Genomic DNA, 24161 nt, shown 5'->3' on the forward strand with positions numbered 1-24161 from the left:
TGGCGTCGATTACCCTTCGATGGCCCTCGGGTCCCGGGCCGCGGCCAGGGCGGAGCGGCGGCGATAGCTTTGCGTGTTCAACTCCAGGATGGTGGCATGGTGAACCAGCCGGTCGATGGCGGCGACGGTCATCGCGGGATCGGGAAAGATCGCGTTCCATTCACTGAAGGGTTGATTGCAGGTCAAGATCAAGCTTCGACGCTCGTAGCGCTCGGCGATCAGCTCGAACAGAACGGCGGTTTCGGCTTGGTCCTTGCGGACATAACCGAGGTCGTCGAGGATCAGGCCATCGAAGCGGTCGAGCCGGGCCAGCAGGCTTGGCAGGGCCAGATCGCGCCGTGCCGCCTGAAGCTTCTGCATGAGGTCGGTGGTCCGGGTGAACAGGACGCGCCGGCCGCCTTCGATGAGCGCCGTGCCGATGGCGGAGGCGACATGGGTCTTGCCGACGCCGCTGGGGCCGAAGATCAGCAGGTTGGCGCCGCGCTCGATCCAGCCGTCGCCCCGGCCCAGCGCCTCGATGTGGGGCTTGCGGATGGTCGGCACGGCGGCGAAGTCGAAGGTGGCCAGCGTCTTGCCGGCGGGCAGCTCCGACTCGGCCATGTGGCGGGCGATGCGGCGTTCGCTGCGTTCGGCCAGTTCGTGCTCGCACAGGGTGGCCAGGAAGCGTGCGGCTCCCCAACCTTCGCGGTCGGCCCGTTCGGCAAAGCCCGGCCACAGCCGGCCGATGGTCGGCAGGCGCAGGGCGGACAGCATCACGGGCAGTTTGGCGGCGTCGATATCGCTCATGCTGGATCCGGATCGGGGATGGAAGGGGCCGGCCGCAGAAGGCTGTCGTATCCGGCGAGATCGGGTGGCGCCACGGTGATCAGCGGCACGGCGGCAGGCTGCGGAGGCGCCACGGCCGTCCGGGCAACCTCGAGATCGGGCAGGTCGCCGCGGTCGAGCACGGCGTCGAGATGCTCGGCCAGGGCCGCCTCGCAGGCGCCGGTGGCGGCCAGATGCAGCAGGCCGACGTAGACGCGACAGGCCCTGCGATCGTCGAGACGTTCGTCCAGCACCTCCCAGGCCCGGCGGAAGGCCGGGCGGGGAAAGAGTTCGTCGCGGAAGACGGAGCGGCGGAACGCCTGCGGTTTGCGCACCAGGGACGTGGCGAGGTGACGGTAATCGATGACCCGGTCGCGCTGCTTGCCCTTGGGATGCTTGCGGGTGAGCGTCAACACCTGGGTCGTGCCCAGCCAGCAGAGCAGCCGGTCATCGTAGAGATGCACCTTGAGCCGGCAGCCCACGAGGCGGGAGGGCACGGTGTAGAGCACCTTGCGCACGGAGATGGTGCCGCTGCGGGTCACGGTGACGGTGGTGGTCGAGAAATCGGTGGTGCGGTGCCGGGGCAGCGGCTTGAGCTCGGGCAATTCCACCTCCAGCGCCTTTCGGCGACGGGCGTTCTTGCGGGCGACGGTGTCCTGCAGGAAAGCTTGGTAAGCGGGGATGTTCGGGAAATCGCGCGATCCCCGCAGGTCGAGCGCATCGCGCAGGGCTGCTTTCAGATGGCCGTGGGAAGCTTCCACGCTGCCGTTCTCATGGGCGACGCCGGCGTTGTTGCGGGTCGGGGTCATACCGTAGTGGCGGCAGAAGGCGGCGTATCCGGCGGCTTCGTCGTCCTCGGCCGTCAGGTTGCGGTAGGCGGCGGACAGGCGGTCGGTGCGATGGGTGTGAGGAACACCGCCGAGTTGCCACAGCGCTTCCTGAAGGCCCTCGGTCAGCGCGGTGAAGCTCTCGCCGCCTTGGACGAGCTTGATCGACTCCCAGCCGCTGTAGGCCAGCCAGAAATGGTAGAGGAGATGGCCGAAGGGAGCGCCGTCGATGGTGATGCCGAGGCTGGCGGTCTCGGTGAAGTCGGACAGCGCCTAATGGCCAGGGGGATGGTCCTGGCGGAAGATCAGATCCTGCTCGGGGCCTTCCGTGGCTCGCCACAGCGCGACCCGGCGCTGGAGCGAGCGCAGCAGGCGGTCGGGATAGTCGCCGGGATGGCGGCGCTGGAGCTCTTCCAACAGGGTGGTCGCCCGAATGTGCGGAGCCGAGCGCAGGACCGGTACCAGCTCCTCATCCCAGACCCCGGCGAACGGGTCCTCGCGGGTGCGCCAGGTCCGTTCCCCCGGCCGTTGGCTCGGCAGGATCGGATTGGCGTCGATCCGCCGCGCCGTCCGCTCGCTGAACCCGGCTTTCACCGCCGCCGTCGCTTGACCGTGTCCTTGCCTGCGCTCGTCCATGTACCGCCTGACCTGCCGGTCGGTGAGCCGCGCTCCCGCCATCAGCCTCTCCCCCGTGATCACGGGGGAGAGGCTGATGGCAGCGCCGTCTCCCGGCCATTCCAATCGTCGTTAGGCGGTCATCGTAATTGGCGCCGTGCACTCCAGACTGCTGGGGATGCCGGACGGCTCAGCGGATTCGACCCGGGGAGGGATGGTCATGCTGGGCGGTCCCAGGCGCTCCACCATCGGCACACTCCGGCGGCCACACCGGCAGAAGGGGCACGAACCGACCCGACCGGCCATGATTGCGCCTCGATAGAGCGGCGGAGATAGGACGCGCCCCCGTACAGTGCCGAACCTTCCGGCGCCAGCATCGATGGTCCCAGGAGACCCTGGTCGAGGAGGCGGACCTTGTCCGTGTTGGTGGTGCGCCGTTTCGAGAGCGGCGGGAGAGCGTCGCGCGGCGACGCACCGGGCAGCTTCAACGGGCCTTCGAGGCGGCCGGCCTCGGCGGCGATCCGACGGCAGGGCCGTGTGGTCGTTCCCTGCCTGACTGGCTGCCCCCGCGCGCCGATGCCGAAGGAGGCACCGGCCCCGCGCCCTCCTCCCGGCCGAAACGGCGGCCGCGGCAGGGATCGAAGCCCGGAGGGCCGAGACACCTCAGGTGGCTCGGTTCACGAGAGCCCGGTGGGCGGGCTTGCCCGCGCAGCCGCCTACATCGGCCACGTACCCGATGGCAATGATAGGATCTGTCGGGGAACCACAGCGGCTTCTGACCCAAAGCAGGCAAACTCTGGTGACCGCTTTACACCAGTAACGAACCTACATACGCCTGAGCGCCATGGTAAACGGAAGGTCATTGCCCGACGTTTAGAAGGCCAGCAGCTCGAGTAGCTTTTCGGGTTCACTAAGCCTCGACTGCGTAGTGCCTTCGGTTTGATCCGTTTTTTCTCCTGTGGAAGAAAACAATTCAGGGAATAGCAATTCAAAATTCACCGTGACGCTAATCTGCGTCTGATGCACATCTCCCTTCGACTCTGATCTCACAGCTTCACCTACGAAGCAATTTAGGATGTCAGCGAGCCCGCTATCATCCGTAATAAAGTCTGATCGTAAAAAATTCACTTTTCCTTCACGTCCTAACTGCTCAATTTCTAGTTTTCGTGGAAGGAATCTTGAAATGATCATGATATCGGCTAGCGCGTTTTCAGCATCGAAAAGTGCTGTGTCCGCCTTGAACTTCATCAGTTTTCTTGCAAAAAGGTTGCCGTACAGACATCCAAGCGTCACTAGAACCACCGGATGACGCCTCGCGATAGATAGCGTGTCTGCCTCCCTCAGGATTTCTTCGGCCTTCTGGAACCGGAGCCGCCTCGCTACGGGGTTCCCGAGCGCAAACCGGTCATTTGCAACCTGGAGAAACTGGATATAGGCGTGTTGTGACAATTCATGCGGCGTCCTACGCAACTCCCGGGCATAACTGACAAGGAACTCGTCCGGTTCTACAACATGGGCATTTACAAAGAAGGCCCTCAACGCTGCTACATCCAATAGGATTTGCTCTTCCAATTCCGCGTCAGACAATTTACTTCGCGAGTCGCTCACCTTCTCAGCAAGTGCTAAAAGGTAAGAGAACGAGTTTTGCTGCTTGTCGAGCTCTTTAAGGCGGTCGAACAGTGCCGCCTTTCTTGCGTTTCCTTCGACCGCCACTCTGGGGCGTTTCGTGATGTTAGCTACGCAGATGTCCACAAAATAAAGCGTCGGGATCTCGTCCGACCATCGCCTCATGAGTGCGTTCAGTTCAGCGCTGGCCTCGAACGTCAACGTTATCTGAGAACCGCGACGGAACTCCTCACCGGACTCGGGTAATGCCATTATGTGGTCTCCTCGTCTCCGATGAGATTAACACCGGATGGGCCTGCGACGAAGTCCGTAGAGCACTTTCGGAACGGATTAGAACGTTGCCCTTGAGCGAAGAGCGGCTTCGGTCGTGAGCTGCCAATGAGAGCGAGTGATCGTGAATGGTGGCTATCGCTTTTCGCTCTCCTGGAGCCCGCCAGTCAGCTCTTGTTAAGGGTTGTCGGATGCCTGCCAGCATATCTGGGCTGCGCGGATGCCGGAACGGCAGGCGTCCGACAAGCCTCAGGGGAGGAAACCGCGTGCCATTCGGCTTGTTGCCGGAGGGGAACCCCTATGGGGTTTTGGTCATTGTCGGTCGCCTGCAGACCGGCTGTTCGCAGAGCGCCGGTGCTGGGATGGTGACGGCGCTGTTGGCAAGGCCGGCGTCTGGAAGGGACATCGGCGCCATCTTGGCGGCACCGCGTGTGGGCAGCATGGCCGGTCGATGATCGCAGGCCAAGCGCGGCGGTGATCGGCCAAGGCGCCGACCGCGGGTCTGAACAGGCTGCGGGCGCTGGGGATGGGGTCAGTGGTCATGAGCTGTCGATCCGCGATGGCGTCGGCCGGTAGCGGGGCGGACAGCCGCGTTCGAACGTCTCGATGACGATCAGACGTCCGCCGCAGCATGGGCAAGGGGTTCGGGATGTGTGCGGCTCGTCGGCGTCCGTGCCCTCGACCTTGGTGGGGTGATGGTACGGCTCCGGCACATGAAGCAATTCACGAACCCGGGCGATGTTCCCGGCCCGTCCAGCGTTGGCGAACAGGCCATAATGGCGGATGCGGTGGAATCCGCTGGGCAGCACATGGATCAGGAAGCGGCGGATGAACTCGTCGACGGCCAGCGTCATCACCTTGGCCCGGTCACGCTCGTTGGCGCGATAGTCCTTCCAGGTGAAGGTGACACCGGTGTCGTCGAAGGCGAGGAGACGGCTGTTGGCGATGGCGACCCGGTGGGTGTAGCGCGCCAGGTAGGCGAGCACCGCCTCGGGGCCGCCGAACGGCCTCTTGGCGTAGACCACCCACTCGGTCCGCCGCAACGGAACAAGCCAGTCTTCGAACGCCCTGGGAGCGGTCAGGGCACTGTGGTCGCCGAAGAACTGCAAGCGCCCGGCGTGGTAGGCTGCCGTGAGCTTGTCCAGGAACAGCCGGCGGAACAGCCGCGACAGCACACGCACGGGAAGGAAGAAGCCGGCCCGTGCGGAAACCCAGCGCAGCCCGTCCAGCGCGATGCCGCCGCCCGGCACGATGATGTGGACGTGCGGGTGATGGGTCAGCGCCGATCCCCAGCTGTGGAGCACGGCGGTCAGCCCGATGCGGGCCCCCATGTGCTTGGGATCGGCGGCGATGGTGATGAGGGTCTCGGCCGCGGCCTTGAACAGCAGGTCGTAGAGGACGGCCTTGTTCTGGTAGGCGATGTCGGCCACCGACGACGGCAGGGAGAACACGACGTGGAAGTAGGGCACGGGCAGCAACTCGGCTTCCCGCTCGGCAAGCCAGTCCTTGGCGGCGATGGCCTGACATTTCGGGCAGTGGCGGTTGCGGCAGGAGTTGTAGCTGATCTGCACGTGCGAACAGTCCTCGCAACGTTCGACATGCCCGCCCAGGGCCGCCGTGCGGCAGATCTCGATGGCCGACATCACCTTCAACTGGCCAAGGCTGACCCGTCCGGCGTTGGCGTTGCGCCAGGCCGGTCCATGACGGCGGAAGATGTCCGCCACCTCGATCGCCGGGCGTGACACCGGGGCTGCTCAGGCCGGCGGCTCCCCTTCGGTGAGCAGCCGGTCGAGCGGACTGGTGACCTCCCCGATCGCCTTGATGGCGACGCGGGTGTACAGCGCCGTGGTGTCGAGCTTCTTGTGGCCGAGCAGCACCTGGATGACGCGGATGTCGGTGTTGCGCTCGAGCAGATGCGTGGCGAAGCTGTGCCGCAGGGTGTGCAGGCCGACACGCTTGTCGATCCCCGCCCGCTGCGCCGCCACATGGACGGCGCGGTTGAGTTGCCGGGTGGTGAGCGGTTCGCCGGGAACGCCGCCGGGAAACAGCCAGGCCGTGGGCCGGGCGATCCGCCACCATTGCCGCAGCAGGTCGAGCAGGTGCGGTGACAGCATCACGTACCGGTCCTTGCGGCCCTTGCCCTGATCGACCCGGATGACCATCCGGGCGCTGTCGATGTCGGCGACCTTGAGCGAGATGACCTCGGAGGCCCGCAGGCCGGCTCCATAGGCGATGCTCAAGGCCGCCTTGTACTTGATCCCGGGAGCCGCCGCCAGCAGCCGCGCCACCTCCTCGGGGCTCAGCACGACCGGCAACCGCCGCGGTTCGCGGACAAAGGCGATGTCCTCCGTGACGCTGCCCTTGCGCAAGGTGATCTTGAAGAAAAAGCGCAGCGCCGTCATGGTGGCGTTGATGCTGGGAACGCCGAGGCCGCTCGAGGCGAGGCTCAGCTGATAACGGCGGATGTCCTCGAAGGTCGCTCTGGCCGGTGAATGTCCAAGAAACTCGGAGAAATTCTTGACGGCCCGGATATAGCCGTGCTGCGTCTTCGGCGCGAAGTTGCGGATCGTCATGTCTTCGATCATGCGCCGGCGCAGTGGACTGATGATCTCCTCGCTCATGGTGGTGCTCCTGTCCTGGATGAGGAAACGAACCCCCCATCTCAAAACACGACACCCGATTCATCCGGTCGCCCGGACGGTATCCATAAAACAGCCTCCTCTACCGCGTGAGCGGTTTAGTCCCCTGGTACAGAGCGGAAGCTCGCCTTCTGCGGTCTCTGACTTACGGAAATCCGGCAATCCGCCTTTGCAGATCGCCGGACGAACGGACGCTCACGCCTTACCTTCACCGAAGCACCAGACCGGAACGCCCATCGCCCGCGCCTTGTCGGCCAGGTTCTGCACGATGCCCGAGCCAGGGAAGGCAACGACCCCGATCGGCAGCGCCTCCAGCAGCCGGTCGTTGCGCTTGAAGGGGGCGGCCTTGGCATGGCGCGCCCAGTCGGGCCTGAACAGCACCTGCACCACCTTGCGGTGTTCGGCCCAGCAGGCGGCGATACGCTCGGCTCCCTTCGGGCTGCCGCCGTGCAGCAGCACCATGTCGGGGTGCTTGGCATGCACCTTGTCCAGCACCGCCCAGATGCGGTGGTGGTCGTTGCACTCCACACCGCCGGTGAAAGCGATGCGAGGACCGGCCGGCAGCAGCGGCTCGGTCTCGGCCCGCCGCTTGGCGGCGAGGAAGTCGCGGCTGTCGATCAGCGATGCGGTCAGGGTGCGGCGGCTGACCAGCGAGCCGGCGCGCGGCCGCCAGCCGGAGCCGGTGTGCCGCTCGAACAGCTCGGCGGCGTGATCGCGGAAGATTTCCATGGCGGTGCGGCGCTCGATCAGCGTCAGCCCCTCGGCCAGCAGCCGCTCCAGCTCGACCGAGCGGATCTCCGAACCGTCCTGCTCGCGCTGGCTGCGCTTCTGGGCGTCCTCGTTGTCGTCGAGTTCACGCTGCACCCGATCGGCGGCGCGGTGGAACAGGTTGACGGTGGACCACAGCAGGTCGGCCAGGTCGGGCTCCAGCCGGGTGTCCGTCAGCGTGACCACCAGGGCGTCGAAGACGTCAGCCAGGGCACCGCAGATCGCGGTTTCGTCGGGCAGCGGCCGGGGGTCGGGGTCGTCCTGGAAGGGACGGTGGCCGTAGAGCTGGAGTTCCACCAGCGCATGGTCGGTGGGAGACGCGGCGTGGCGGGGCTCGATGTCGTCGGTGTCGGGGGCGGTGACCATGGCGGATCGTCCTTCGGGTGGGATCGGCCGCGCCCATCGCGGCCTTCGTGGCGATCCCTTCGCGCCCGCCGGGGCGGGACCGCACCCTCTTGGAGCCGCAGCGCAGCGGAGGACGGCGGCGGGCGGCTTTCTTGTCCCGCGAGGAAGGCCGGCAACGCCGGCCGGGGAAGAAAGGTGACCGCCGCCGTTGCGGTCCCGCCCTGGCGGACGCCCGATCGCCCGCTGGAAGGCCGTGGCCGCGCCCTCTCCCGAACCGACAGTCCGCCTAGCTCCAACCAGCGCCTCGATGGCATCGCCTGTTTCCGCCGCCGATCCGTCAGTCCCCCGGATCGCCGGGTTCCTAGGCTCCCGCGTCGTCCTCCGGCGCGAGCTGCGCCCGCAGATGCGCCCGAAGCAGCGCCAGACCGTGGTCCCGCAGGTCGTCGTTGAGGTCCTTGGCCTGCGGCACCAGCACCCGGACCTCGATGCCGGCCGCGTCGGCACGGCCGCCCAACCGGTCAACGGCCCGCTGCCCGGCCGCGTCGTTGTCGCGGGCGATGTAGAGACGCCGCAGCGCCGACGGCAGCCGCAGGGCGGCGAGGTGCCCGGCCGACAACGCGGCCACCGCGGGCAGGACCGGCAGGGCGAGCCGCAGCGCCAGCATGGTCTCGATGCCTTCCCCCGCCGCCAGCGCGTCGCGCGCCACGCCGAAGCGGACGCCGTTGCCGAGCAGGTGCCCCAACGCTCGGCGCGGTGATGGCATGGCCGCCTTGCCCCCGCCGACCGGGTCGAGCCAGAGCCGCTGCACCCCGGTGATCCGGCCGTCCAGGTCGGTGACCGCCGCCACCAGCGCCGGACCGGCGGCAAACCGGTCCCCGGCATCCCGGTACCAGCAGCGCGGCTGGAAGCGCAGGGGGCCGGAAGTCCGGATGTCCGGAAGTCCGCGGTTGCGCAAATACGCCTCGGCCAACGTGCCGGCGATCGGCAAGGACCGGGCGAACAGCCGGTGGGCGGCCTCCGGCGATCCCGCCGACGCCGGCGCCTCACGATCGCCGGGACCAGGGCCGATCCTCGGTTGGCCGAGAAACGCCCGGGCCTCGGCCAGAACGTCGCGCAGGCGGTCGAGCCCCCGGTTCGCCCCGATGAGATCGAGCAGGTCGCCGTGCTCGCCGGTGGCGGCATCGGCCCATTTGCCGGCGGCGGTGCCGTGCAGGTGGACGTAAAGACTGCTCCCCGGTGTGCCCTGAACGTCGCCGATCCGCCAGTAGCGCCCCTCCCGCCGGCCAATCGGCAGGTAGCGCCGGCACACCGCCTCGGCCTCCCGCGCGAGGCGCTGCGCCATTTCCGATGCCACGGACATGGTGCCCGCCGCTCACGCCACCGTCCGATCGACGACGCGCAGGAGCGGGTGCCGCGCGAGCAGCGCCGCGAACACCGCCGCTCCCCGCTCGCCCACCGGCACGAACAGCCGCAGGCTCCAGGCGATGATCTCCCCCGTCAGCCCCAGCGCCTTCAGCCGGTCCACCATCCCGCCGGTGAAGCCGAACAGCTCGACGCGATGCGCGCCCGCCACCGTCACCCGGCGCAGCCACAGCCCGTCGGCCAGATGCAGGGCCACCCGCTGACCTTGCAGCAGCACCCAGGCCTCATCGACCGATGGCACGGGAACCGCTGCCCCGGCCCCAACACCGAAGTTCCGCTCGACTTCGGGCAGAACGTCCGGCGCCACCACGCGGCCGATGATCCGCTCGCCCGCGTCGGTCTGCAACCGCACCACCCGCAGGTTCGTGTCCGGCAGGCGCCGCCACACCGGCAGCAGCAGCCCGGTCACGAGGTGGAGCGTGCTGGTGGAAAATTCCGGCACCGTGGCGACCTCCGCCTCCCAGGCAGCCGAGAAGGCCAGTGGTTCGGTCGGGCGCCAGTGGCTCTGGGCCAGCTCGGCCACTGTCACGGTCATGCGCTCCATCGGCCGCAGCAGCCGCACCCGGCGCTCCACCGTGCCGTCGTCCAGCATCAGGCTCGCCGCCGCCACCGCCACCGCCGCCCGCCCCGAGCGCGTGTTCACCAGCAACTGGGCCTGCGGCCCGGCGCCGCGTTCCAGCGCCTCCTCCGCAGCCATCGGCTGGTTGCGGTCGCGCCGCGCCAGGGTGAACAGCCGGGTCTCCGCCCCGGTCGCCGCGTGGGTGAGGAGCGTCCGCCGCGCGGTAACGGTGAAGCTGTCGGCCACCAGCGTCTCGACGCCGCGATCGTAGGTGCCCGACGCGATGGCCCCCTCGATCCTGGCAGTGAGCAACTGTTCGAACACGGTGAACAGCGTGTTCTGCAAGCCGATGGTCAGCGCCAGCAGCCGGTTGAGGAAGGTGGTGATCGGCGGCAACTCCTCGCGCAGGCCGCCGTCGCGGTCACAGAGCGCCAACCCGGTCGCCGCCTCGAAATCCCCCAGAGAGCAGCCATCGACCTTGCCGGCGTGCAGCAGGCCGTAGAGCTGTCGCAGGGCGGCGCGGGCGTAGACGGATTCAAGGTTGTCATCGGCGCGGAACAGGCCCTGACCGCCGGTCTGGCGCTGGCCGCGGGTGATGGCACCCAGAGTGTCGAGCCGGCGGGCGATGGTGGAGAGGAAGCGCTTCTCTGCCCGCACGTTGGTGGCGATCGGGCGGAACAGCGGCGGCTGCGCCTGATTGGTGCGGTTGGAGCGGCCCAGCCCCTGGATGGCGGCGTCGGCCTTCCAGCCCGCCTCCAGCAGATAGTGCACCCGCAGCCGTTGGTTCTTCGCCCCGAGGTCGGCGTGGTAGCTGCGGCCGGTGCCGCCGGCGTCGGAGAAGACCAGGATGCGTTTCTCGTCATCCAGGAAGGCCCGGGTCTCGGCGAGGTTGGCCGAGCCGGAGCGGCTCTCCACCGCCAGCCGATCGTCCCCACCGGGATCGGTCTTGCGCACGATGCGCCGGCTCCGGCCGGTGACCTCGGCGACCATGTCGGCGCCGAAGCGCTGGACGATCTGGTCGAGCGCCCCCGGCACCGGGTCGAGCGCGGCCAGCCGCTCGATCATGTGGTCGCGCCGCTCCACCGCTTCCCGGCACAGCACCGGCTGGCCATCCCGCCACACCGGCCGCGACGACAGGGTGCCGTCGCCGTCGGTGAAGGGCTCGTGCAACTGGACTGGGAAGGAGTGGGCCAGATAGTCGAGCACGTACTCGCGCGGCGTGACATCAATGCGGATGTCGCCCCATTCCTCGGTGGGCAGATCGGCCAGCCGGCGCTCCATCAGCGCCTCGCCGGTGGAGACAAGCTGCACCACCACCGCGTGGCCGGCGGCGAGGTCGCGCTCGATGGCGCGCAGCAGGGTCGGCGTCTTCATCGCGGTGATCAGGTGGTTGAAGAAGCGCTGCTTGGCGCTCTCGAAGGCGGAGCGGGCGGCGGCCTTGGCGGCGCGGTTCAGGATACCGCCGCTTCCGGTGACGTTGGCGGCCTCCAGCGCAGCGTCCAGGTTGGTGTGGATGATCTGGAAGGCGGCGGCGTAGGCGTCGTAGATGGTGATCTGTCCCGGCGTCAGCCGGTGCTCGACCATCTCGTAGGCGACGCCGTCGAAGGAGAGCGAGCGGGCGCTGTAGAGACCGAGCGCCTTGAGGTCGCGGGCGAGCACCTCCATGGCGGCGACCCCGCCGGCCTCGATGGCCTGGACGAACTCGGCGCGGGTGGCGAAGGGGAAGTCGGCCCCGCCCCACAGGCCGAGGCGCTGGGCGTAGGCCAGATTGTGCACGGTGGTGGCGCCGGTGGCCGAGACGTAGAGCACGCGGGCGTTCGGCAGAGCGTGCTGGAGGCGCAGCCCGGCGCGGCCCTGTTGGGAAGGGACGGCAGCACTGCCCTCGCGGCCGAAGCCGGTGGTGCCGCCGGCGTTGCGCAGGGCGTGCGACTCGTCGAAGACGATGACGCCGTCGAAGGCGCGGCCGAGCCAGTCGACGATCTGCTGGACGCGCGGCACGGCGTCCTCGCCGCCGTCGCCGCGCAGGGTGGCGTAGGTGGTGAAGAGGATGCCGCGTTCCAGGGCGATCGGCACGCCGGGCCGAAAGCGCGACAGCGGCGTCACCAGCAGCCGCTCCTGGCCGAGGGCCGACCAATCGCGCTGGGCGTCCTCGATCAGGGTGTCGGACTTGGAGACCCAGAGCGCGCGCTGGCGGCCCTTGAGCCAGTTGTCGAGAAGGATGCCGGCGACCTGCCGGCCCTTGCCAGCGCCGGTGCCATCGCCGAGGAACCAGCCGCGGCGGAAGCGCACCGTCCCCTCGGCCCCCTCCGGCGCGGCCGAGACGGTGTCGAAGGTCTCGTCCACGATCCAGGAGCCGGCGAGGTAGCCGGCGTGCGCCTCGCCGGCGAGGATGACGCTCTCCAACTGGGCGTCGGAGAGGGTGCCGCCGGTGACCAGGGCGGCCGGCAGGTGCGGGCGGTAGCGCGGTTTGGGCGGCGCAACCGACGCCATGGCGGCGGACTGCACCAGCGGCGTCGGGTGTGGCCGGGCACCGGGGAGGACGATGGATTGCAGCGCGTAGGGCTCATAGAGGCCGGCGGTGAACCGGGCGTCGGCGGGCGGCGTCCAGTCGCGCGTCTCGTAGACCAGCTCCACCGCCGTCGGCTCCATCGGCGCCACGGCCCTGGGGCCGGGCATCGCCCGGTGCGTCCTCCCTTCTACCGCAGGCCGGGCCATCATCGGCCGGAGCGGCGCTGTGGACGCGGCCATCGGTGCACGGCACGGAACGGCCTGTTGGACCCAGCCGAGCAGCGTCGCGACGTCGGGGGCGGTGCCCAAGGAGGACGGAAAGACGGTCGGGTCATCGGCCGGGACGCGGTCGATGACGGTGAGGCGGGTGTCGACGGTGGTTCCGTGGCGGGCGTAGACCCGACCGTCAACGGCAGCGGAGAAAACGACCCGGCCGCGCTCCTGCAAGCGGACGAAGGCGTCCCGCCACGCTGGATGATCCGGGGACAGCCCGGCACCGGTGACGGCGACGAGACGCCCGCCCTCGGCCAGCCGGGCCAGGGCTGCGGCGATGTGCCGGAGCGCGGCGTCGGCCACCCGGCCGTCCACCGCGGCCAGGGCCGAGAAGGGCGGGTTCATCAGCACCACCGTTGGCACCGCCGCCGGGTCGAGGTGATCGTGCAGGCTGGCGGCGTCGAACCGGGTCACCGGCACGCCGGGAAACAGCCGTTCCAGCAGAGCGGCTCTGCCGTCCGCCAGTTCGTTGAGGATGAGCGCGGCCCCGGCCAGCTCGGCGAAGATGGCGAGCAGGCCGGTGCCGGCGGAGGGTTCCAGCACACGGTCGGCTGGGGTCAGCGCCGCGGCCGCGGCGACCGCCGCGCCCAGCGGCAGCGGCGTCGAGAACTGCTGGCGGGCTTGGCTCTCCTCGGAGCGGCGGGTCTGGGACGGCAGCAGCGCCGCCACCCGCACCAGCAGCGCCGCGAAGGCCGCCGGGTCACCGGCCCGAAGGCGCATGGCGGTACCGAAGCGACGAAGGAACAGAAGCTGCGCGGCCTCGCCGGCATCGTAGGCCAGCTTCCAGGTCCAGGCACCCTCGGCGTCGGTGCCGCCGAATGTCGCCGTCATCGCGGTGCGCAACGCGGTGGTGTCGATGGCGCGCCCACGTTCGAGGTCGGGCAGCAGCCGCTCGGCGACGGCGAACAGGGCGGAGCCCGTGGTGCCGCGTTCGGAGGCAAGGGTGTGCGTGGAGAAGCCGCGGGCATCGGCGATCATGGTCATGGCGAACCTCTGGATGAAGGAAGGGGAGAAAGCGGAGCGGCCGGGCGCCTCTCCGCCACGTCGCGATCAGGCCGCCTCCGCCGACGCCTCCTCTCCCTCATCCTCCTGAGCACCGACGCTGGTCAGGAAGGCGGGCAGAGCATCGGTGCCCGCACCGTCAACGGTGTCGGCGCCGTCCACCGCGTCCCCATGACCGGCCACGTCTCCATCCCCGGCCGTCGGCGTTTCCTCCGGCCGGGCGCGCAACGGTTCCGGCAGCCAGCCGCTGCCGGCGAGCAGCCGCTCGGCTTCCTTCGCCATGTCGCCTTTGCGCAGATGGTCGATCAGCCGGGCCGCCTCGACGCCCCGCGCCTCCCGCACCGCTTCGAGGATGCGCACCTTCGGCACCCGGCCGAGGTAGCCGTCCACCGTTGCCGTCCAGCCCGCCGCCACCATATCCAGCCCGACCGCCCCAGCCAGCACGTCGGCGTGGGCCGCACGCTGCGGCGCCCGGTTCCAGGATTCATACACGGCATTGACGCCCAGCGAGACGCAGTGGGCAAACAGCGCCGCCCGGCTGTCGCCGTCGAACCCCAGCAGCACCGCCCACAGCTCGTCCGGCTCCCGCGGCAACTGCTCGGCCCACAGGCGCTGGCGGGCGTCGATCGCCTTCGCCGCGGCGCTGGTGGCGAGGTCCGGCGGCTGGACGCTGAAGGTCGCGCTCTTCACCTCCAGGTCGAGGCAGGTGCCGCTGCCCCGGTGATAGAACAGGCGCAGGCACAGCGCGTGGAGCGCCGCCAGGAAGGCGGTGTCCGGCTCCCGGGCGAGCGCGTCGCGCAGCGCCAGGGTGCGGTGGACGCTCAGCTCGGTCAGCAGACGGTCGGGCAGCGGGCGGATGCTCTCCTCCTCGTCTGCGCCCTCCGATCCGGTGGCGGGGATCGGGACCAGCGCCGACACCCGGCTGCCGCTGCTGATGGCGGCGGGCTGGGCCGCAACGGGGCCGCCGGCGCCGCCCGCCGGTTCGGCTGCCGGGGCGTCGTTGCTGCCGGCCACCGGCACCGGTTCGACCGGCGCCTCGTCCTCCGGCCTTACGTAGCCGCGGTCGATCTGGAGCCGGCCCTCGGCATCGACGCTGACGAACACCCCCGCCCGCCCCACCTCGGCCGACTCGAAGACCAGCGGCCGCTCCTCCAGTTCCCGCAACGCGACGTCGATGGCGTTGAGCCGCTGCGCCGAGGCTTCCAGCGCCTCCAGGTCGGCCGGATCGGTGTTCTCCAGTTGCTCGTACTCGGCGTGCAGCGCGTCGTAGGTCACCTGTTCGGCCTCGGTCAGCGGCACCGGCTCGCCAGCCAGACGGCGCAGGCTCCGGCTGTGGCCGTAGGGGAAGCCCAGCGCCACCTCCACCCACTTCCAGCCCTCGGCGCGGATGGTGGCGGCCTCGGCCTCCAATTTCTCAGCAACCAGCCGGTCGAGCAGCGCCGGGTCCTGCAACCACCCGCCGTCGTCGTGCTGGAACAGGTCGCGCATCACCATGCCGCCGGCCGCCGCATAGGTCTCCAGCCCGACGAACAGCGCCCGCTTGTCCGAGGCCCGCACCGCCCCCTCGGTGAGCAGACGACGGATCTGGTAGGGTTCGCGGCTGTAGGCGCGCGACAGCGTCTCCCACACCTGCTCCTGGCGCGCCCGGTCGTCGGTGACGGTGAAGGCCATCAACTGCTCCAGCGTCATCTGCTCCTCGGCGTAGACGTCGAGAAGGGCCGGGGCGACGGCGGCCAGCTTGAGGCGCTGCTTCACCACGGCGGGGGTGACGAAGAAGCGGGCGGCGATCTCCTCCTCGCCCAGGCCCGCCTCGCGCAGGGTCTGGAAGGCGCGGAACTGGTCGAGCGGGTGCAGCGGGGCGCGCTGCACATTCTCGGCCAGCGAGTCCTCCGCGGCCAAACCAGCGTCCCGGACGACGCAGGGCACCGGCTGGGTCTTGCTCATGCGCTTCTGCCTGACCAGCAGTTCCAGCGCCCGGAAGCGGCGGCCGCCGACTGGCACCTCGAAGACGCCGGTCTCGGTGCCCTCGGCGTCGAGCACCGGGCGGACGGCGAGGCCGTGCAGCAGGGTGCGCCGCGCGATGTCCTCGGCGAGGTCCTCGATGGAGACGCCGGCCTTGACCTTGCGGACGTTGGCCTGGGACAGCACCAGCTTGTTGAAGGGGATGTCGCGCGACGGGCTGAGAACGATCTTGGACGTCGCCATGGTGGTGATCTCCGCGACGGGCGGCCGGGAGCCTGTCTCTCGACCTTCTCACCCGTCACCCCGATCCCCTCCCTCCTTTCCCTCTATGTGCCCTGGGACGGACGATGGTCAGACCCCGCACAGCCCCTCACACTCGTTGGGCCAGAGGTCGAGCTGTCCCGGATCGGCTCCGTCCGACAGGTCCGCCACGTCGAGCGGCACCGCCGACCGGTGCAGGTAGACCGCGCCGCGGAGCCCCGGGAAGCCGGTGCGGATCGCACGGTCCACCGCGACGGCGTCGGCCCAGGCGTCCGGCTCGTCGTCGCGCAACTGACGCCACGCCACGTCGGAGTGAAAGGGACAGCCGATGCAGGCGCTCTTCGGCGGCTCGGGGTAGCCGTGCCGCTCCAGCCAGCGCAGGCAGTCCCGGCGCGTCATCCCCCGCTCGACCAGCGGCCAGCGGTTGACCTGCCAGTCCTCGGCCGACGGCTTCATGCGGACCAGTTCGTCCCGCGAGATGCCGATCCACTGCTCGACCACCGGCCAGGACGGCGAGCGCTGGCCGGCGAGACCGGCCAAGGCGCGCACCTTGCGCCGGATCGGCACCACCTTGTAATCCGACGTGCAGTGTCGGCGGATCATGCCGATCGAGTCCTGGCCGTCGGCCGACCGCCGCAGGCCGACGATGCGGTCGTCGACCGTGAAGCGTTCATCCCCGGCCGGAACGGCGGTGCGGGTGTAGGCGGGGATCGAGGCTGAGCGCCGGCCCTGGGCACCGGCAAGCAGATCGTCGCGGAGGTTGCCGGCCGAGACGACATGGACCGGGAAGGCCAGGACGCCGGGCGCCATCAGCCAGGCGAGGTGCCGGTAGACGGCCGGCGGCTCCCAGCCGGTGTCGGCGAAGATGGCGCAGTCCGGCATCGGCCCCACCTCCTCATGGGTGGCCATCAGGGCAAGCGTGGTGGACTGGACGCCGGCCCCGAGGCTGAGCACGCGCAGCCGGACCGGCGCATCCGCCAGCTCCAGCATGGCACGGGACGCAACGAGGGCCAGCATCACGCCGCCTCCCGCGCGGCGCCGGCCACAGGGGCATCGTCGGGCAGGAGGCCGAGGAGATAGTCGGCGGCCTTGCTCGCCTGGCTGGCGGCGCGGACGATGGCGTGGTCGTCGTTGCGAAGGACGTCCAGCCAAGCGCCGATGTAGTCGGCGTGCCGGACGGTGGGGACGATGCCGAGTGCGGCGCAGAGGAAGGCCGAGGCGATCTCCGCCACCAGCTCCTCCACGGCATACTTGCGCGAGCCGAAAGCCCCGGACAGGTCCCGGCCGAGGCGGCTGGGGTGTCCGGTGCTGTGCCCCAGTTCGTGGAGCGCGGTGCGGTGCCAGTTGACCGGCTCGAAGAAGCTCTGCGGAGACGGCACCTGCACGTAGTCGTGCTGGAGGTGATAGAAGGCCTGGGCACCGCCGATACGGACATCGACACCGCTGGCGCGGATCAGCGCCTCGGCCCGCGGCAGGATCAGCCCGTCCGGGATCGGCGGCGGCACCGGGGCGATGTCCTCGGGCAGGCCCTGGCATTGATCGACGTTGAAGACGCTGAAGCGCTTCAGAAAAGGAATGGGCTGGGCGGTGTCGCCCTCCTCGCGCGCCCGAAGGCGCTCGCGATCAGGAATGAAGCGGTCGGCGTAGACGACGGTAGTGCCGCGTTCGCCCTTGCGGACGTTGCCGCCGAGCGCCTGGGCCTGCCGGTAGGTGAGCCACGTCTGGCCGGAAAAGCCGCCGGCGAAGACGGCGCCCCACAGGATCAGAACATTGATCCCCGAGTAGGCCCTCCCGGAGGAGGCATTGCGCGGCAGGCCGAGGGAGGCGGTGCCCGTCCCGCCCCACGGCTGCACCCAGGGCAGCCGGCCGGCTTCAAGTTCGGCGATGATGCGGGTGGTGATCTCGGCGTACAGGCTGGTCCGGTCGCCACTGGAGCGGACAGAGCGCGAGGCATCGGGCATGGCAGGTCTCCGCGACGGACCGGCCGGAGGCCTTTCCTCCAACCCTTCAGCCCGTCGCGGTCTTCCCCTCGGTCCTCTCCCTTTTCCCCTTAGCGCCACTGGTAGCGCTGTACCGCTGGGCAACCAAACTTCGCTTTCGTTCAAGCCTTCGGTGGCGCCATCCCCCCAAGGACGCGAACGAGATAATCAAAAAGGGAGGCGTCGAGCTGATTCTTGTTTTCCGAACAGTCGAATAAGATCAACTTGTCCACGAGGGAGGGCGGACTCGATAACGGGGAGATGGAAGCGGTGTTCGCCGAAGTTCAAGGTGAAGGTGGTACTGAACGCAGGGGCTGATTGAGCTTGGTATCTGCGCTTGCCGATCGCCCGGCAATGTGATCCAGTCTTGATCTGCCGGTCCAGCTACCATGGGGCGGCAAAGAACGAGTGGACCGTGAACCTGGAGTTCATGCCGTTGCCCGACGAGCAGTTCCTGGAAATGCTGTGGCACGGCAGCCAGCCGATACTCCGGCGCTGGCACAGCCATAAGATCAACTGCAACAAGTTTGGCGTCTGATACCAGGGTCAGAAAGTTTTGACGTCTGACCCTGGTATCGGCCGCGACGGCGGCCGCGCGGGCTCATGCCCGCGAAGCCAAGGCCCGCGGACGCGGGCCGCCCGGCGTCTGAGAGCTGGAAAGTTCCGACCACAGGTCGGAACTTTCTGGAAATGGTATGATGGCGTGCATAGGGTTGCGCAAACCGTCTGTCAGCGTCCGAAGACAGCAGTGCACCAATCCCAACCACGAAGATCGGCTCACAGGCCCGATCCCCACGAGGCGTGCCGTGCTTACTAGGTGCTTACTGGAGCGCCTAGGCCGGCCGAGCTACAAAGCTAAGTGCTTGAAAAGGTTGGTTGGGGGACTAGGATTCGAACCTAGGCTGGCGGAGTCAGAGTCCGCTGTCCTACCGCTAGACGATCCCCCAGACCGTCACCGGGAGTGGCGCTGCGCCGCGTCCCGTCGTGGGCCGCCCTTTTAGCAAAGCGGGCAGGGCTTGTATAGACCTTTTTTCGCCTCCGGTACCTTGGTGTGAGCGCGTGGACACAAATCAATGCCATTCGTGGGCTTTCGCTGGGACGTGAAACCGGGTTAAGATGACTCCCTTAAGCATGGCGGGGAGGAGACGTGGACCTTCAGGTGCACAGTGAACGGCAGAACGACACCGGACGGTTGCGTTCGACGGCCCCTGCGCGCCCGGTCTTCGCGGCCCTCGATCTCGGAACCAACAATTGCCGCCTGCTGATCGCACGCCCGATTCCCGGCGGCTTTCGCGTCATCGATGCCTTCTCGCGGATCGTCCGGCTGGGCGAGGGGTTGACCCGCAACGACCGGCTGTCCGACTCGGCGATGGAGCGCACCCTTGCCGCCCTGAGGATCTGCGGGTCCAAGATCGAGCGTCGCGGCGTCACCGCGGCGCGTGCGGTGGCGACCGAAGCGTGCCGCCGCGCCCGGAACTGCAGCGAGTTCGTCGATGCGGTGGAGCGGGAGACCGGCATCGCCATCGAGATCATCTCCAGCCAGGAGGAAGGGCGCCTTGCGCTCGCCGGCTGCGCGTCCCTGCTCGATCCGAACGTCCCCTATGCCGTGGTGTTCGACATCGGCGGCGGCTCGACCGAGCTGATGTGGCTGGCGGTGGAGCGCGGGCGGCCTCCGCGCATCCTCGACCAGACGTCCATCCAGTGCGGCGTCATCGGCCTGACCGAGCAGTTCGGCGGCGCGGACGCCGACCGCGGCATGTACCGGCGCATGGTGGAGGAGGTGGCGTCGGCCATCGCCTCCTTCGAGGCGCGCAACGGCATCCGCGAGCGGGTGCTCGCCGGGCAGGTGCAGATGCTCGGCACCTCCGGCACGGTGACAACGCTGGCCGGGGTGCATCTCGGCCTCTGCCGCTACGACCGGCGGGCCGTGGACGGCAGCTTTCTGCGCATCGACCACGCCCGCGCGGTCATCGAACGTCTCGTCGCGCTGGACTTCGACGGGCGGGCGCGGCATCCCTGCATCGGACAGGACCGCGCGGATCTGGTGATCGCCGGATGCGCGGTGCTGGACGCGCTGTGCGACTGTTGGCCGGTGAAGCGCCTGCGCATCGCCGACCGCGGCCTGCGCGAGGGCATCCTCGTGGAGCTGATCGGGTCGACGCGGCAAATCTATTAAGGAAATGTGAGACCATGGTTGGAAAGCCTCCGTCCTCCTCGACGCCGGGTGGGCGCCGCGCCACCGTCCGCGTGAAGTCCGCGGCCAAGCGCACCACCTCCTCGGCCCGCTGGCTGGAGCGGCATCTGAACGACCCTTACGTGCACGAGGCGACGAAGCGCGGCTTCCGCTCCCGCGCCGCCTTCAAGCTGCTTCAACTGGACGAGAAGTTCCATCTGCTGGGGCCGGGCAAGCGCGTGGTCGACCTCGGTGCCGCGCCCGGCGGCTGGACCCAGGTGGCGGTGGACAAGGTGCAGACCGCGCGCGAGGGCTGGAAGGTCGTTGGGCTGGACATCCTGCCCATGGACCCGGTGCCCGGCGCCACCACCATGCAGGCCGACTTCCTGGAGGAGGGCGCCGCCGAGCGGCTGAAAGAGGCGCTGGGCGGCCCTGCCGACGTGGTGCTGAGCGACATGGCCGCGCCGACCATCGGGCATCAGTCCACCGACCATCTGCGCATCATGGCGCTGGCCGAGGCCGCCTACGACTTCGCGGAGGAGGTGCTGGCACCCGGCGGGGCGTTCGTCGCCAAGCTGTTCCAAGGCGGGGCGGAGAAGTCGCTGCTGGAGCGGCTGAAGCGCGACTTCGCCACGGTGCGCCACGCCAAGCCGCCGGCCAGCCGCGCGGAATCCTCCGAAACCTATGTGGTCGCCACCGGTTTCCGTGGTGCCAACGCGAACGATTAGGTCGACCTCCGGCTGCGGCCCGTTCGCGCAGGTCATGGCTGGCTTGCGCGGATGAGGCCCGGCACACGACAGTTTGTGGTTCAGGCGCCTTCACAAGCCCACGGTCTTGTGTATAGTGCGCCAAATTTTTTTCCGGCCCCTTTTTATCTCCCGGGAGACCGCCGATGGCCCGCTCGTCCACGATTCGCGAAGCTCTGACCTTCGACGACGTCCTCTTGGTTCCGGCCGAAAGTTCGGTCCTGCCGAACGAGGTGGACACCCGGACGCGCCTGACCAAGACCATCGAACTGGGCATCCCCCTGATGTCCTCGGCGATGGACACGGTGACCGAAAGCAGCCTCGCCATCGCCATGGCCCAGGCCGGCGGCATCGGCGTGGTCCACCGCAACCTGACCATCGAGCAACAGGCCGAAGAGGTCCGCAAGGTCAAGCGGTACGAGTCCGGCATGGTGGTCAATCCGATCACCATCACGCCGGGCCAGACGCTGGCCGACGCGCTCCAGCTCATGGCCGACTACCGCATCTCCGGCATTCCGGTGGTGGAAAGCCACGACTCCCGCGGCAGCGGCAAGCTGGTCGGCATCCTGACCAACCGCGACGTGCGCTTCGCCACCAACCCGAACCAGCCGGTCAGCGAACTGATGACCAAGGACGTGGTGTCGGTGCGCGAGGGCGTCAGCCAGGACGAGGCCAAGCGCCTGCTCCACCAGCACCGCATCGAGAAGCTGCTGGTGGTGGACGAGGCCCATCGCTGCATCGGCCTCGTCACGGTCAAGGACATGGAGAAGGCCCAGGCCTATCCCAACGCCTGCAAGGACGCCCAGGGCCGCCTGCGCGTCGCCGCCGCCACCGGCACCGGCTCGGACGGGCTGCGCCGTGCCGAGGCGCTGTTCGACGCGGGCGTGGACGTTCTGGTGGTCGACACCGCGCACGGCCACTCGCTGAAGGTGCTGGATCAGGTGCGCGCCGCGCGCAACATGTCCAACTACACCCAGGTGATCGCCGGCAACGTGGCAACCGCCGAGGCGGCGAAGGCGCTGGTCGATGCCGGCGCGGACGCGGTGAAGGTCGGCATCGGCCCCGGTTCCATCTGCACCACCCGCATCGTCGCGGGCGTCGGCGTGCCGCAGCTCACCGCGATCATGGATGTGGTCGAGGCCTGCGAGAAGATGGGCATCCCGGTGATCGCCGACGGCGGCATCAAGTTCTCGGGCGATCTCGCCAAGGCCATCGCGGCGGGCGCCAGCGTGGCGATGCTGGGGAGCCTGTTCGCCGGCACCGACGAGAGCCCCGGCGAAGTCATCCTCTACCAGGGCCGCTCCTACAAGAGCTACCGCGGCATGGGCTCGGTGGGCGCCATGGCCCGTGGTTCGGCCGACCGCTACTTCCAGCAGGAAGTGTCAACCATGAAGCTGGTGCCGGAAGGCGTCGAAGGCCGCGTGCCCTACAAGGGTCCGGTGTCGGCTGTGATCCACCAGCTCGTCGGCGGCCTGCGCGCGGCCATGGGCTACACCGGCAGCCAGTCCATCGTCGAGATGCAGACGAAGTGCGAGTTCGTCCGCATCACCAATGCGGGCCTGCGCGAGAGCCACGTCCACGACATCACCATCACCAACGAGTCCCCGAACTACCGCCAGGGCTGATCAGCCGTTCCTTGGAGTGAGGTTCGAGAAGGCGAGGGGGCGTTCCCCTCGCCTTTTTTATGTCCGTGTTTCAGCGGTTGGCGGCGAAGTGGCTGAACAGCGCCACGCTCGCCGCGACGGTGGCGTTGAGGGATTCCACGGCGCCCGTGGTCGGGATCGACAGGCGCTGGACGGGCAGGGTAGCGGGCACGCCCTGGCCTTCCTCGCCCAGGACGAGACGGACGTCGTGCGGCCAGCGGAAGGCCGCCATGTCGGCACCTCCCGCGTCCAGGGCAACCAGCGGCCCGACGGCCCTTTTCACATCCTCCCATCGGCCGCCGCGCAGCAGGGTCAGCTCGAACTGGGCGTTCGACGCGGCGCGCAGACATTTGGGGTGGTAGGGGTGCGCCGCTCCATCGAGCAGGATCACCCGCCGGGCGCCGAAGGCGGCGGCGCTGCGCAGCAGGGCGCCGAGGTTGTTGGGATCGCCGAGCGCGCAGATCAGCTCCAGCCCATGCGGCGGTTGCGACAGGTCGATCGACGGCGTGTCCGGCACCGTGCCGACGAGCAAGGGGAAGCCGGTGCCGGAGGCGTCCAGCGTGCGGAACAGGGCGGGAGCGAGTTGGACGATCTCCAGCTCAGCGGGAAGGCGCCAGCCCTCGGCCTGCGCCGGATCGGTGACGAGCAGGGTGGAAAAGCGGTCCGGCCAGCGGGCCAGCGCCTCCGGCACCGTCTTCAGCCCGGCCAGCAGGAACTTGCCCTGTTTTTTCAGGCCGCGGCTTTCCAGCAGCGACTCCCACAGCTTGAACTGCGGATTCTGCGGGCTTTCGATAAGTCGCGGCGGGCGGGTCATGCGGGGCAGGCTTTCCAGGGCGGGCGTTCGTCGTGATCGCGGACCTTACGGCGCGGGGCGCCGCGATGGGAAGGCCGATCCGTCGCCTCCCATTCTCCCGCCGTCGCGCGGCTGCTATCATCGCGGAACCACGGAAAGGCGATGCCCATCATGCTTGCGCTGCGGCCAAACTGCGAATGCTGCGACCGGGATCTGCCCCCGGACTCCCGCGATGCCTACATCTGCTCCTTCGAATGCACCTTCTGCGGCGATTGCCGGGATGAGATGCTGAAGGGACATTGTCCGAACTGCGGGGGCGAACTGGTGCGGCGGCCCGTCCGCCCGGCGGCGAAGCTGGCCAACAACCCGGCGTCCACGCAACGGGTGCTCAAGGCCGGCGGCTGCGCCTCCGCCTTTTGAAAGGCGCTCACTCCAGGCGCCGGCCCAGGAACAGCAGCGGCCCCCGCTGGGTCGCCGTGGTGAAGCCGGCACGCTGGTAGAAAGCGACGTTCCGCGCGAAGACCCCGGTCACCAGATGCAGGCCGGGCAGGCCATCGGCGCGGCACTCCTCCGCGAAGCCGTCCACCAGCGCCCGCCCGACCCCACGATCCCGGAAGCCGGGCCGGACGTTGACGTGAAGATGGGCGGGAAAGGCGGCGAAGCGGTCGGAGAAGACTTCGTATCTCGGGATGATGCGGGCGAGGTCCACCGCTCCGGCGCTGTCCTTGCAGCCGGTCAGATAGCCGATGACGGTACCGTCATCGGCGAAGGCGAACCACACGTCGTCCGGCGCCCGCTCCACATACCAGCCCGTCCAGGTGCGGAAAAAGGCCGCGCGCTCCTCCGCCGAGGCGAAGTCCTTGCGCAGCGTGGACAGGAAGAAGATCTCCTCCAGCGCGGCGAGGGCGGCCCCGCGGTCGGGCAGGGCGGACAGACGAACCAGCAT

The 24161-nt window shown here is 68.9% G+C and carries 17 protein-coding genes, 1 tRNA gene and 1 pseudogene; 5 read left to right on the forward strand and 14 right to left on the reverse strand.

What is annotated here, in order from left to right; translation table 11 throughout:
• Nucleotides 1-9: 9 nt before the first annotated feature.
• The 11 genes and pseudogenes from istB to ACWPXE_RS10270 form a co-directional block, all read right to left on the reverse strand.
• Entirely contained in the window at nucleotides 10-786 is a 777-nt protein-coding gene (istB, locus tag ACWPXE_RS10220) for an IS21-like element helper ATPase IstB (protein ID WP_454017725.1), read from the reverse strand.
• Nucleotides 783-2309: pseudogene (gene istA / locus ACWPXE_RS10225) on the reverse strand (IS21 family transposase). The gene istB and the pseudogene istA overlap by 4 nt, the downstream one beginning before the upstream one ends.
• 810 nt (nucleotides 2310-3119) lie before the next feature.
• Nucleotides 3120-4124 (reverse strand): hypothetical protein, encoded by a 1005-nt coding sequence (locus ACWPXE_RS10230; RefSeq protein ID WP_454017726.1) that lies wholly within the window; start codon nucleotides 4122-4124, stop codon nucleotides 3120-3122.
• 557 nt (nucleotides 4125-4681) lie between these two features.
• On the reverse strand, nucleotides 4682-5887 hold the full coding sequence (locus tag ACWPXE_RS10235; protein WP_454017727.1) for an IS91 family transposase: 1206 nt from the start codon (nucleotides 5885-5887) through the stop codon (nucleotides 4682-4684).
• Nucleotides 5888-5896: 9 nt separating this feature from the next.
• Entirely contained in the window at nucleotides 5897-6763 is an 867-nt protein-coding gene (locus ACWPXE_RS10240) for a tyrosine-type recombinase/integrase (protein ID WP_454017728.1), read from the reverse strand.
• 213 nt (nucleotides 6764-6976) lie between these two features.
• The gene (locus ACWPXE_RS10245; protein ID WP_454017729.1) at nucleotides 6977-7915 is read right to left on the reverse strand and encodes a DUF2493 domain-containing protein; all 939 of its coding nucleotides are present in this window, start codon (nucleotides 7913-7915) and stop codon (nucleotides 6977-6979) included.
• 340 nt (nucleotides 7916-8255) lie between these two features.
• Complete coding sequence (locus ACWPXE_RS10250) at nucleotides 8256-9254, reverse strand: DUF7146 domain-containing protein (protein ID WP_454017730.1); 999 nt, start codon at nucleotides 9252-9254, stop codon at nucleotides 8256-8258.
• Nucleotides 9255-9266: 12 nt separating this feature from the next.
• Nucleotides 9267-13640, reverse strand: a complete 4374-nt coding sequence (locus tag ACWPXE_RS10255; protein WP_454017731.1) for a strawberry notch-like NTP hydrolase domain-containing protein — start codon at nucleotides 13638-13640, stop codon at nucleotides 9267-9269.
• 66 nt (nucleotides 13641-13706) lie between these two features.
• A complete protein-coding gene (locus tag ACWPXE_RS10260; protein WP_454017732.1) occupies nucleotides 13707-15863 on the reverse strand; it encodes a ParB/RepB/Spo0J family partition protein in 2157 nt (718 codons plus the stop codon).
• Between the two features lie 108 nt (nucleotides 15864-15971).
• Complete coding sequence (locus ACWPXE_RS10265; RefSeq protein ID WP_454017733.1) at nucleotides 15972-16898, reverse strand: hypothetical protein; 927 nt, start codon at nucleotides 16896-16898, stop codon at nucleotides 15972-15974.
• Nucleotides 16898-17842: an ArdC family protein gene (locus ACWPXE_RS10270; RefSeq protein ID WP_454017734.1), complete on the reverse strand. Its 945-nt coding sequence runs from the start codon at nucleotides 17840-17842 to the stop codon at nucleotides 16898-16900. The genes ACWPXE_RS10265 and ACWPXE_RS10270 overlap by 1 nt, the downstream gene beginning before the upstream one ends.
• Before the next feature lie 433 nt (nucleotides 17843-18275).
• Between ACWPXE_RS10270 and ACWPXE_RS10275 the strand changes: the two genes are divergently transcribed.
• Nucleotides 18276-18398, forward strand: coding sequence for a hypothetical protein (locus tag ACWPXE_RS10275; RefSeq protein ID WP_454017735.1), 123 nt, complete (start codon nucleotides 18276-18278; stop codon nucleotides 18396-18398).
• Nucleotides 18399-18733: 335 nt separating this feature from the next.
• On the opposite strand, the gene ACWPXE_RS10280 is transcribed toward ACWPXE_RS10275, so the two are convergent.
• Nucleotides 18734-18807 (reverse strand) — tRNA-Gln (locus ACWPXE_RS10280).
• A 200-nt stretch (nucleotides 18808-19007) separates the two neighbouring features.
• Here ACWPXE_RS10280 and ACWPXE_RS10285 point away from each other — a divergent pair.
• From ACWPXE_RS10285 to guaB, 3 genes are all read left to right on the forward strand, one after another.
• Nucleotides 19008-20036 (forward strand): Ppx/GppA phosphatase family protein, encoded by a 1029-nt coding sequence (locus tag ACWPXE_RS10285; RefSeq protein WP_454017736.1) that lies wholly within the window; start codon nucleotides 19008-19010, stop codon nucleotides 20034-20036.
• Nucleotides 20037-20050: 14 nt separating this feature from the next.
• A complete protein-coding gene (locus tag ACWPXE_RS10290) occupies nucleotides 20051-20761 on the forward strand; it encodes an RlmE family RNA methyltransferase (RefSeq protein ID WP_237905811.1) in 711 nt (236 codons plus the stop codon).
• A 164-nt stretch (nucleotides 20762-20925) separates the two neighbouring features.
• Nucleotides 20926-22404, forward strand: a complete 1479-nt coding sequence (gene guaB, locus ACWPXE_RS10295) for an IMP dehydrogenase (protein ID WP_454017737.1) — start codon at nucleotides 20926-20928, stop codon at nucleotides 22402-22404.
• Between the two features lie 70 nt (nucleotides 22405-22474).
• On the opposite strand, the gene ACWPXE_RS10300 is transcribed toward guaB, so the two are convergent.
• Nucleotides 22475-23236, reverse strand: coding sequence for a TrmH family RNA methyltransferase (locus ACWPXE_RS10300; protein WP_454017738.1), 762 nt, complete (start codon nucleotides 23234-23236; stop codon nucleotides 22475-22477).
• Nucleotides 23237-23377: 141 nt separating this feature from the next.
• Between ACWPXE_RS10300 and ACWPXE_RS10305 the strand changes: the two genes are divergently transcribed.
• A complete protein-coding gene (locus ACWPXE_RS10305) occupies nucleotides 23378-23635 on the forward strand; it encodes a DUF1272 domain-containing protein (RefSeq protein WP_454017739.1) in 258 nt (85 codons plus the stop codon).
• Between the two features lie 7 nt (nucleotides 23636-23642).
• On the opposite strand, the gene ACWPXE_RS10310 is transcribed toward ACWPXE_RS10305, so the two are convergent.
• Nucleotides 23643-24161 carry an N-acetyltransferase family protein gene (locus ACWPXE_RS10310; protein WP_454017740.1) on the reverse strand — a complete coding sequence of 173 codons (519 nt, stop codon included), beginning with the start codon at nucleotides 24159-24161 and terminating at the stop codon, nucleotides 23643-23645.

It is taken from the genome of Azospirillum sp. Marseille-Q6669 (genome assembly GCF_965111635.1).